The following is a 10,128-nucleotide window of genomic DNA, read 5'->3' on the forward strand; positions in this document are numbered from 1 at the left end:
TCAAGCTGGCGGCGGTGCATCTTTGCATGAAGGACCCCAGCCAGGACTGCATGGACGAGTACGGCAACCATCCCTGCGGCGGCTGAGATTTTTTGAACCGACGGGCGGGCCCTGCTGAAAACGGCGGGGCCCGCGCCTTCCCGTAACACCAAAGAAAGGGGGCGGCGCCCATGCAGGTGCTTGCCTATTTTATCATCAGCCTGCTGGCCAGCGTGGCGGGCGCCATCTGCGGCATCGGCGGCGGCGTCATCATCAAGCCCACCCTCGACCTGTTCCATCTGGACAGCGTGGCCACGGTGAGTTTTCTCTCCGGCTGCACGGTGCTGGCCATGAGCTGTTACTCGGTGACAAAGGCCCTGCGGGCGGGGGACAGCAGGGTGGACCTGAAGCTGGGCACCCCGCTGGCCATCGGCGCGGCGGCGGGGGGCGTTGCCGGCAAGCAGATGTTCGCGGCCATCAGCGCGGCCTTTGCCGAAACGGCGGGGGCGGTGCAGGCGGGGTGCCTGTTCCTTATCACCCTGGCCACCATGCTCTACACCATCAACAAGGGCCGCATCCGCACCCACAAAATTTTCAAGGCGTGGGTGTGTGTGGCCATCGGCCTGGCGCTGGGCGTCATGTCCAGCTTTCTGGGCATCGGCGGCGGGCCCATCAACCTGGTGGTGTTCTATTTCTTCTTCTCCATGGACACCAAGACCGCCGCCCAGAACAGCCTCTATGTCATCCTCATCAGCCAGATCACCAGCCTTGCGGCGACCCTCGTCACCGGCAGCGTGCCGCCCTTCGGCTGGCTGAGCCTCGCGCTGATGGTGGCGGGCGGCATCGGCGGCGGCATGCTGGGCCGCATCGCCAACAAGCGGATGGACAACAAGGCGGTGGAGAAGCTGTTCATCGGCCTGATGGGCGTCATCATGGCCATCAGCCTCTACAACGTCTGGCAGTACACCTTTGCGGTTTAAAAACGGCAAACAGGGCGGCCCCGGTCAAAAAAGACCGGGGCCGCTTTGCTGCGCCCGTTACCGCCGCCCAGCTTCTTTTGCATGGGCGCTGGCAGGTTTCACAAAAGCCTGCATGGAAGCGTGACCAGCGCGCCGTCCGGGACGGAAACGTCTAATTGCACAGATGAAACTCAGAAAAATCGTGAAAATGACGAAAGTGAAGCAGACGCTTGACGCAATAGTGTGAAAAATATATACTGACAACAAAATATACACTCGTGTTTATAAAGAGATACAGGATATTTCCAGGAAAAAATACAGGCAGACAAAGGCGATTTGAAACAATAAAAACAAAACAGCAAACGATGGAAGGTGGCTTTTTATGAATTCGCGTGAACGAGTGCTCGCGGCGCTGGAACACCGCCAGCCGGACCGTGTGCCCGTGGACCTGGGGGCCAGCCACCAGAGCGGCATCAGCGCCAGCACGCTTTATAAGCTGCGGGCGGCTTTGGGGCTGGAGCAGCATGCGATCCCTGTATACAGCCTGTTCCAGCTGCTGGGGCTCGTGGAAGAGGATGTGCGCCAGGCGCTTGGCATAGACGTGGTGGGCCTGTTCAACCCCGCGGACATGAAAAACGGCGTCAACAACCTGACCCAGCCCCTCACCATGTGCGACGGAACGCCCGTGCTGATCGGGGACAACGTTGCCTATGGAAGGGAAGAGGACGGTTCCTGGGTGATCTATCCCCAGGGAGACCGCACCGCGCGGCCGGGCGCGCGCATGCCGGCCAACGGCTTTTTCTTTGATGCGCTGGACCGGGCGCAGGATTTTGACGAGGACAACCTGACCCCGCTGGAAGATTTCAAGGACTCCTTCCCGCTGCTGAACGAGGCGGACTGCGAGTACCTCCGCCGCGAGGCGGACCGCCTTTATAACTCCACAGACTGCGCCGTGCTGGGCGCGCTGGGCGGATGCGGCCTGGGCGACGTGGCCAACATTCCCGCCCCAAACGAAAAGCAGCCGCGGGGCATCCGCCGCATTGAAGACTGGATGATGGCTCATATCCTGTATCCCGAGTACATTGAGGAGGTCTTCAAACTTCAGAGCGATGTGATGCTGAAGAACCTGGAAATGTACCGCCAGGCGGTGGGGGACCGCATCCAGCTGGTGTGGATCAGCGGCACCGACTTCGGAACGCAGAACGGTGAATTCATCCGCCCGGAACTGTTCCGCAAACTCTACAAGCCTTACTATGCGAAGGTGAACCAATGGGTGCACCAGAATACCGGCTGGAAAACGTTTTACCACAGCTGCGGCAGCATCGTCGGCTTCCTGGATGACTTTGTCGACATGGGCGTGGACGCCCTGAATCCGGTGCAGCTTTCCGCAAAGGGAATGGACGCCCGGATGCTCAAGGACAAATACGGCGGCAAGCTCACCTTCTGGGGCGGCGGCGTGGACACGCAGCAGACGCTGCCCTGCGGAACGCCGGAAGAGGTGCGCAAGCAGGTGCTGGAACGCCTGGAGATCCTGTCCCGCGGGGGAGGGTACGTATTCAACTTTATCCACAACGTAGTGGCAAAAACGCCTGTGGAAAACCTGATGGCCGCCTTTGACGCGGTGAGGGAATTCAACGGCCGTTGAAACCGGCACAATGCGCCGGCATTATAACCAAAATATTTCTTCTGCGATATAAAAAACATACAAAATGCGCCAAAACACTTGACAAAAGGCGGAATTCACAATAAGCTAAAAGAAAGAAATGTAAACACGTGTGTATGCCCTGGCAGAACGGGAAGAGGCTCCCGTTCATCACGCGCTGCCCCGGCCGGGCCGCACGTGCTTTGCAAAAAAAGACCGACACACTTTAGGAGGGAACAGAAATGAAAAAGTTGCTTGCTTTAGCTCTGGCATTCGCCATGTCGCTGTCGCTGGCGGCATGCGGCGGGACGCCCGCCAGCACCCCTGCTTCCGAACCCACGGCGTCCGCATCCGGCTCTTCCGCTACCGGGGAAAAAGAGCCGGTCAACCTTCGCTTCTACAACTACGCCCTTTCCGAGACCGCCAAGGCCGACTGGTGGGAGCAGACCGTCGCCAATTTTGAAGCGGAATACGACTGGATCACCGTCGAGCCCATTTCCGTGGACTACAACAGCATGGTGACCACCCTGACCAACGACCTGGCCTCCGGGCTCACTGCCGACATCATTTACGGCGAGACCACCTGGGTGCCCGCCCTGGCCGACGCGGGATTCCTCGACACCCCTGAAAACATCCTGAGCCCCGATTTCTACGCCGGCTATTATGAGAATGTGCTGAACGAGTTCCAGTACAATGGCGAGATCTACGGCGTGCCCCACTACATGACCAACTGGCTGATCTTCGTCAACAAGGACCTGATCGAGGCCGCCGGCCTGAGCATGGACAACTTCCCCACCACCGAGGCTGACCTGAAGACCTGGATCGAGACCCTGGCCGACTACTACGAGGGCACCGACGTGTCCACCATCTTCGGCATGACCACCGCTGAAGTGGCTGCCACCGGCATGGCGTTGAACGGCCTGTACACCGCTTTCGGCGGCACCCTGTTCAACGACGACGGCACCCTGGCTGACCTGAACGAGGCCACCAACAAGACCGCCATGAGCGAGACCCTGGACTTCTGCAAATACCTCATCGGCAACGGCTACACCCAGGAGAACCTGAAGCTGAAAGACTACCGCGCTGCCTTCGGCGCCGGCAATGTGTGCATGTACATTGACCAGTCCTGGGGCTACGCCCAGATCGGCGAGGTGGACCCCAACGCCGCCAACTTCACTGTGACCGCCCCGCTGCCCACCCAGTTGGGCACCAACGGCAAGGGCCTGTCCCTGATCTCCTCCCACTCCTTCCTGTTTGGCGCCGGGCTGGACGATTCCCACAAGGAAGCCATCGACCTGTTCATCCAGTATTGCACCAGCAGCGAGGTGATGGAGGAATACCTGAACACCATCGGCCTGGCCTTCCCGGCGCACGAGAACATGGCTGACGTCGCGATCTCTCCCATCCTGGAGGGCGCGGCTGCCGGTGTGAACAACACCGTTTACCAGCCCATGCCCGCTGCGCTTGCCAGCGTGCAGACCGAGCTTGCCACCGCGGCTTTGAACTATTGTGTCAACGGGATGTCCCTGGAAGACACCATCGCGGATTACATCACGCAGGCTGAGTACTACATGAACCAGTAATTGCCCGGCACGCATAAACGTGGGGGTGGGTGGCCGTCACCCACCCCCCTTTTTAAGACACAAGGAGTGGAAGCTATATGCAAACCGTGAAAAATGGCGTTGCGGCGGGCCCCAAAAAGTCCTTTTCGCTGCTGAAAAGCCGGCGGCAGAAGGACGCTGCATTCTCTCTGTTGCTGCTTACCCCGGCGATCATCTGCTGCGTCGTCTTTATCCTGTTTCCCATCATCGACTCGGTAAAAATGAGTTTTACCACCTATAAGATCGCGAACCTGACCCAGAACATCCCCGGCGAGTGGAACAACTTCGCAAACTACACCCGCCTTTGGTCTTCCGGGAAGCTGCAGGATTCCATCCAGGTAACGCTGCTGTTCGTTTTCGTAACGGTCGCGTTGAGCTTTGTGATCGGAATGGCGCTGGCGCTGATGCTCAACAGCAACATCCGGGGCGCGCGCTTTTTGCGCAGCGTGATGATGATCCCCTGGGTCATCCCCACCGTCATTTCCGGCCTGCTTTGGGCCTGGATCTACGCCAACCCCTACGGTTTGCTGCAGTATGTGATCGGCGTTGTCACCGACGGCCGCGTGACCGGCTTCGGCATCCTGAACAATCAGGAAACCGCCATCTGGGGCGTGATCATCGTGGCGCTGTGGAAGCAGATCCCGCTGATCACCCTGCTGCTGCTGGCGGGCATGCAGAACGTTCCGGAAGACATTCTGGAAGCCGCCAGGCTGGACGGCGCGAACTATCTCCAGTGCCTGTTCAAGATCGTCTTCCCCTTTATGCGCAGCGTCATTGCGGTGACCGTTTCGCTGTCCATCATCGACAACTTCAAGCAGTATCCGCTGTTTGCCACCCTGACCAACGGCGGCCCCGCGTCGGCCACGACGACGCTGGCGGTCCTCTCGTACGACGAGGCGTTCGTCAACTATAACTATGGCTCCGGCGCCGCGGTCACCACTGTCTGGCTGCTGCTGATGGTCGTTGTTGTGTTCGTGTTCAACGCCATCTTCCGCAAGAAAGATGATTAAAGGGGGATGTGAGCAATGAATCCGAAACTGAAACGCAACACGCTGCGCTTCGGCAGCAGTGCGCTGAAATATCTGGCGATCTTCGCGATCTTCTTCTTCCTTCTGTTCCCTGTCTACTGGATGCTGACCACATCCCTGAAGACCAACATCGAATCCTACCGCGCGATCCCCACCCTCTGGCCGGAGAATATCAACCTTGACGGCTACATCTCGCTGATCAAGGACGGCAAGTTCCTCACGTATTATAAGAACAACATTGTCGTCTCCGCCATGTCGGCAGCGTTCATCTGCTTTGTGTCGCTGTTTGCGGGCTACGCGCTGAGCCGCTTCCACTTCAAGTGGAACGTGCTGCTGTTCGCCACCTTCTCCTTCACCCAGATGATGCCCGTCATCAGCCGGCTGATCTCTCTGTATACCATCATGCGCAAGATCAACCTCACCGACACCCACATCGGCCTGGTGCTGGCCATCAGCGCAACGCAGATCCCGTTTGCGGTATCCCTGATGGCGTCCTTCTTCGACGGCATACCACGAGAACTGGAAGAGTCCGCCTCGGTGGACGGATGCGGCCGTTTTAAAACGCTGTTCCGGATCGTCATGCCGCTGGTGGTGCCGGGTCTGCTGGCCGTGGGCGTTTACAGCTTCCTGCAGACGTGGGACGATTACCTCCACGCCATCACGCTGATCCGTTCCACAGACTTGTGGACCCTGTCTCAGGGCCTGAAGCTGACCTACCTGGGCGAAGTCAGCGACTGGCAGCTGATCAACGCGGCCTCTACGCTGGGCGCCATCCCCATGATCTTTGTGTTCTTCTTCTTCCAGAAGTATATGATCAAGGGCCTGGTCTCCGGCGCGGTCAAGGGATAACTATTACGCCAGAGGGCTGCCGCAGGCTTTGTTCTGCGGCAGCCCTTTTTTGAAAAAACCGCGAAACAGGGCGCCCTGCCGCATCCTGCCGGGCGGCAGCGGGCGGGCGCCTGCGGCTGCCGCGGGCAAAGCCGGCCTGCGCCGGGGCGAAGCGGCGGCTTTGGCAAACGCCTTGCGGTGGGCCGGGGAAGCGGGCAGGGCCCCCGAGCTCCTGGACGTTTGGGCGGCAGAAAAAAGGGTCCCGATGCTTTTTTGAGCATCGGGACCCTTTTTTCGATCCGGCGGCGGCCCTTACAGCTCCACCACAGGGATGTTCAGCAGTTTGGCGACGGCGGCCATCTTGTCAGCCACATCCTGCCACACCACGCTGTAGTGGTGGCTCATGCCGCTCTCGGCGATCTTCTGGACCAGCTCCAGCACGGGGGTCTTGACCTTGACGTTGACCATGGAGCCGCGGGTGCTGCGCCGGGTGGGCACTGCCTCGCCCCGCAGCAGGAACAGGCGGTACTGGCCGTCGATGTTGGTGAAACGGGCGGCGGTCACCGGCCCGCTCTTCAGCGAGCACCAGAACGCGGTGCCCTGGCCGGCCAGGGGATGGTTGCACATGGCCACGCCGTCAGCCTCGTTGTGCAGGCTGGGGGCGGCGTTGCCGCAGTGCCAGAAGGTGACGGTGTTCTCCTCCTCGCCGATGTTGATCAGGTCGGTGATGAAGGCGGGCTGGCCGCAGAACATGTTCTGCACGATGGCGGCGAGGCCGGCGTCGATGTCGCCTTCGCAGGAGATGCCCACGCCCTCGTCCGCCAGGCGGCCCAGCACGGCGCAGGGGGTGGTGTGCAGGTTGCCCATCTCGGGCCAGCACTTGATGGAGGCGTAGTCGTAGCCCTGTTTCTTCACCAGCTCTTTGAGCACCAGATACAGGCGGGCGTGGTTCTCCAGATGGCCGTCGGGCAGAGCGGTCACGTCCCACTTTCCGCTCACACGGGCCATCTCCGCCTCCACCTCGCTCCAGGGCAGGGCGGCCATGGCGTCAAAGACCACCTTCAGGTCGGTCTCCTCAAAATTGATGCCAAAGGTGCGGCGGATGGCCACCTCGTCAAAGGCGCAGTTGTAGAAGGCGGTGGGGCGGTAGCCGAACAGGCCGAAGGTGAAGCCCTGCAGATTCTTGATGACGGCGTAGGCGGAGATCAGGTTTTCCAGCTCGGCTTTGACCCGCGCCTCTTCTTTGTTGCCGAATACCACGTGATGGGGCGCATGCAGCCGGACGAGGCTGGCGCCGTTCATGGCCGCGCAGCACAGGGCGTTGGCGTACAGGCGGTCCTGACGCTCCCACTTTTCCTCCCGGGGCGCCCAGAGCACGATGGGGCGGCGGCAGGCGTCCGCCAGGCCGCAGGCGATGTCGTCGCCGGTGAAGGCGCCGTACACCAGCAGGATCAGGTCCACCTTGTTCTCGTTGAAATAGGCGGCGCACGCATCCATGTCCTCATGGGTGCACACCAGGCGGGGGAAGCGGAACACATGGGCGTGGAGCAGGCTGCTTTCCGCCCAGCCGCCGTATTCCTGCAGGCGCTTTTCCGGCAGCTCCCGGGGCCAGCGCCCGGAAAGCGTTACCACAAAGCCGACGTTCAGTGCTTTCTTCATAGTAAATTCCTCCAAACCATGAAAATTCTGTGTGGAATGAAATATAAACACGAGTGTATGTCATCTGAAAAAATTATATGCCATTTTAAAGCCCCTGTCAAGCGCGACCGCTCGCGTATGACAGGGGCATGTGGTTTTTGCTCAGGTGGTCTGGCGTTCGATGAGTTTGGTGCTGAAGGTCTGGTTGGAGGGCTTCCCGCCCGCGATCATCTCGTCCAGCGTGGTGATGATGGCCCTGGCGATGGCGGGCCGGTCCAGCTCGACGCTGGTCAGGGCGGGGGTGACATAGTTGCTGATGCGGGAGTTGTCGAAGCCGATGACCGAGACGTCCTCCGGCACCCGCCGCCCGCATGCCAAAACGGCGGAAAGGGCCACGCAGGCCATGTCGTCGTTCCGGCCAACGATGCCGTCCACCGCAAGGCCGCTGTTCAGCCGGGCGCAAACGGCGTCGAAAAGCTCGCGCTCATTGGTGCAGCCGGTGACGAAGCGCTCGGCGCTGAAGGGCAGGCCGCTCTCCTCCATCTGGGAGCAGAAGCCGCTGAAGCGCAGGTCGTCCTTTTTGCTGAAGCGGCCGTGGCGGCTGATGCGGTCGATGTACAGCAGATGCCGCCGGCCCCGGCTCTCCAGCAGCTTGACACAGTCCCGGATGCCCTGGTTCAGGCCGGTATAGATGCGAACGGCCTCGCTGCCGATGTTGGGGTATTCCCGGTTCATCAGAAGCACCACCGGCACGCCGGAGTCGATGAGCATCTGCACATATTTTTCGTCAAAGCCGGTGGCGCTGATGACAATGCCGTCCACCAGGCGGCTGTTGACCTGAGAAACGAACTCCTCATCGTTGCGGTCGGCCAGAAGGGAGATGAGATAGCCCTTGTCATAGGCGATCTTGTCCATCTCCTCCACGATCTTTCCAAAGTGCTCGTTGGAGATGTTGTCGGCGATGAAAAGGATGTGGTTGCTCTTTTTCCCCTTCAGGGTGCGCGCCACCGTGTTGGGGCGGTAATGCAGCTGCCGCACCGCGGCGAGCACCCGTTCGCGCTTGTCCTGCGCCACATAGCGGTTGTTGTTCAGCACATAGGAGACCACGGTCTCCGACACGCCCGCCAGCGCGGCAACGTCCTTTCGCGTGGGGGTGTTCCTTACCTGGCTCAAAGCGAGTCCTTCCTTTCAAGACGGCGTTTCTACTACAATTATACCGTTTTCGCCCGCTTCGTCAACATAGACAAATAAAATGCTGAAAAGCCCTTGACGAAGCACGAAATAAACGGTATACTCAAAATACACACGAGTGTATAAACGGCCGCGCAGATACCACTATTTTACAAAACAAGGGAGCGAAACATATGCTGACGAACAATCTGGAACAACTGAAAAAGGCCAGCCGGGAAGGATATGCCATCCCGGCGATCAACACCCAGGGCGGCAACTATGACATCATCATGGGCATCTGTAAAGCGGCGGAAGAGCTGCGCTCCCCGGTGATCCTGGCCCACTATGTTTCCACCGGCGCTTTCTCCGGCAACGACTGGTTCGTGAACGTGGCCAAATGGTGTGCGAACAAGGTGTCGGTGCCGGTGTCCATCCATCTGGACCACGGCGACGGCTTTCCCATCTGCATGGAAGCGCTGCGCCTGGGCTTCACCTCGGTGATGATCGACGGCTCCACCAAGCCCATCGAGGAAAATGCCGCGCTGACCCAGAGCGTTGTGAACGTGGCAAAATACTTTGACGTGCCCGTGGAGGCGGAGATCGGCGAACTGCAGCGGCTGGACAACGGCGTGGTGCAGGAGAACAAGAACGTGGCCGACCCCGGGCAGGTGCGCCGCTTTTTGGAACTGTGCACCCCCGACACGCTGGCCATCGGCATCGGCAACGCCCACGGCTATTACAAGGGCAAGCCGGACATCAAGCTGGAAGTCCTGCGCGAGGTGCGCAAGTTCACCGACATCCCCCTGGTGCTTCACGGCTGCACCGGCATGGACGAGAGCGTCGTGAAGGAGGCCATCGGTCTGGGCGTGGCGAAGATCAACTTCGGCACCGAGATCCGCTACAAGTACGTGCAGCACTACGAGGAGGCCCTGCGCCAGCTGGACCACCAGGGCCATTCCTGGAAGCTCTCCCAGTATGCCAGCAACGCCCTGTGCGAGGATGTGAAGAAGATCATCCGGCTGTCCGGCTCGGAAGGCAAGGCCTGAGCGGCGCGGCCTCGCCGCCTCAAAAACCACCTGTGAGGAGGAAACGCGAATGAAACTGGACTTTGAATACGGCCACGGGCTGATGAGCGCCGAGCTGCCCGACTCCACCGACGTGTTCATCCCGGGCGCCACCGTGGCGGACCCGCCCTTCATCCCCGAGGACAAGCTGGAGGAGGCGTATCTGGAGAGCCTGCGCCATCCCATCGGCATGAAGCCCCTGAGCGAGCTGGCCTTCCC

8 protein-coding genes and 1 pseudogene are annotated in these 10,128 nt (G+C 60.2%); 7 read left to right on the plus strand and 2 right to left on the minus strand.

Features of this window, described 5'->3' with window-relative positions; translation table 11 throughout:
• Positions 1–170 precede the first annotated feature (170 nt).
• The 5 genes from ACH2AT_RS09920 to ACH2AT_RS09940 all read left to right on the plus strand — a co-directional run bounded on the left by ACH2AT_RS09920 (position 171) and on the right by ACH2AT_RS09940 (position 6,058).
• The gene (locus tag ACH2AT_RS09920) at positions 171–959 is read left to right on the plus strand and encodes a TSUP family transporter (protein ID WP_394965677.1); all 789 of its coding nucleotides are present in this window, start codon (positions 171–173) and stop codon (positions 957–959) included.
• 361 nt (positions 960–1,320) lie between these two features.
• Positions 1,321–2,583, plus strand: coding sequence for a uroporphyrinogen decarboxylase family protein (locus ACH2AT_RS09925; RefSeq protein WP_394965679.1), 1,263 nt, complete (start codon positions 1,321–1,323; stop codon positions 2,581–2,583).
• Between the two features lie 239 nt (positions 2,584–2,822).
• Positions 2,823–4,163, plus strand: coding sequence for an ABC transporter substrate-binding protein (locus ACH2AT_RS09930; RefSeq protein WP_394965681.1), 1,341 nt, complete (start codon positions 2,823–2,825; stop codon positions 4,161–4,163).
• A 77-nt stretch (positions 4,164–4,240) separates the two neighbouring features.
• A complete protein-coding gene (locus ACH2AT_RS09935) occupies positions 4,241–5,191 on the plus strand; it encodes a carbohydrate ABC transporter permease (RefSeq protein WP_394965683.1) in 951 nt (316 codons plus the stop codon).
• A 15-nt stretch (positions 5,192–5,206) separates the two neighbouring features.
• A complete protein-coding gene (locus ACH2AT_RS09940) occupies positions 5,207–6,058 on the plus strand; it encodes a carbohydrate ABC transporter permease (RefSeq protein WP_394965685.1) in 852 nt (283 codons plus the stop codon).
• A 291-nt stretch (positions 6,059–6,349) separates the two neighbouring features.
• Here ACH2AT_RS09940 and ACH2AT_RS09945 read toward each other — a convergent pair whose 3' ends face one another.
• Both ACH2AT_RS09945 and ACH2AT_RS09950 read right to left on the minus strand, forming a co-directional pair.
• Positions 6,350–7,696: an L-fucose/L-arabinose isomerase family protein gene (locus ACH2AT_RS09945; protein ID WP_394965687.1), complete on the minus strand. Its 1,347-nt coding sequence runs from the start codon at positions 7,694–7,696 to the stop codon at positions 6,350–6,352.
• Positions 7,697–7,837: 141 nt separating this feature from the next.
• Positions 7,838–8,848, minus strand: coding sequence for a LacI family DNA-binding transcriptional regulator (locus ACH2AT_RS09950; RefSeq protein ID WP_394965688.1), 1,011 nt, complete (start codon positions 8,846–8,848; stop codon positions 7,838–7,840).
• Positions 8,849–9,039: 191 nt separating this feature from the next.
• Here ACH2AT_RS09950 and ACH2AT_RS09955 point away from each other — a divergent pair, with 191 nt between their 5' ends.
• Positions 9,040–9,891, plus strand: coding sequence for a ketose-bisphosphate aldolase (locus tag ACH2AT_RS09955; protein ID WP_394965690.1), 852 nt, complete (start codon positions 9,040–9,042; stop codon positions 9,889–9,891).
• 49 nt (positions 9,892–9,940) lie between these two features.
• A pseudogene (locus tag ACH2AT_RS09960) lies at positions 9,941–10,128 on the plus strand (hypothetical protein); the annotation flags it as partial.

Origin of the sequence: Candidatus Allofournierella excrementigallinarum, assembly GCF_944388085.1 — a bacterium.
GTDB classification, from domain to species: domain Bacteria; phylum Bacillota; class Clostridia; order Oscillospirales; family Ruminococcaceae; genus Allofournierella_A; species Allofournierella_A excrementigallinarum.

Excerpts from the sequence above, each read along its gene's own strand:
- ACH2AT_RS09945 (WP_394965687.1), bottom strand. The coding sequence starts at position 7,696 with ATGAAGAAAGCACTGAACGTCGGCTTTGTGGTAACGCTTTCCGGGCGC.
- ACH2AT_RS09935 (WP_394965683.1), top strand. The coding sequence starts at position 4,241 with ATGCAAACCGTGAAAAATGGCGTTGCGGCGGGCCCCAAAAAGTCCTTT.
- ACH2AT_RS09940 (WP_394965685.1), top strand. The coding sequence starts at position 5,207 with ATGAATCCGAAACTGAAACGCAACACGCTGCGCTTCGGCAGCAGTGCG.
- ACH2AT_RS09955 (WP_394965690.1), top strand. The coding sequence starts at position 9,040 with ATGCTGACGAACAATCTGGAACAACTGAAAAAGGCCAGCCGGGAAGGA.
- ACH2AT_RS09930 (WP_394965681.1), top strand. The coding sequence starts at position 2,823 with ATGAAAAAGTTGCTTGCTTTAGCTCTGGCATTCGCCATGTCGCTGTCG.
- ACH2AT_RS09920 (WP_394965677.1), top strand. The coding sequence starts at position 171 with ATGCAGGTGCTTGCCTATTTTATCATCAGCCTGCTGGCCAGCGTGGCG.
- ACH2AT_RS09925 (WP_394965679.1), top strand. The coding sequence starts at position 1,321 with ATGAATTCGCGTGAACGAGTGCTCGCGGCGCTGGAACACCGCCAGCCG.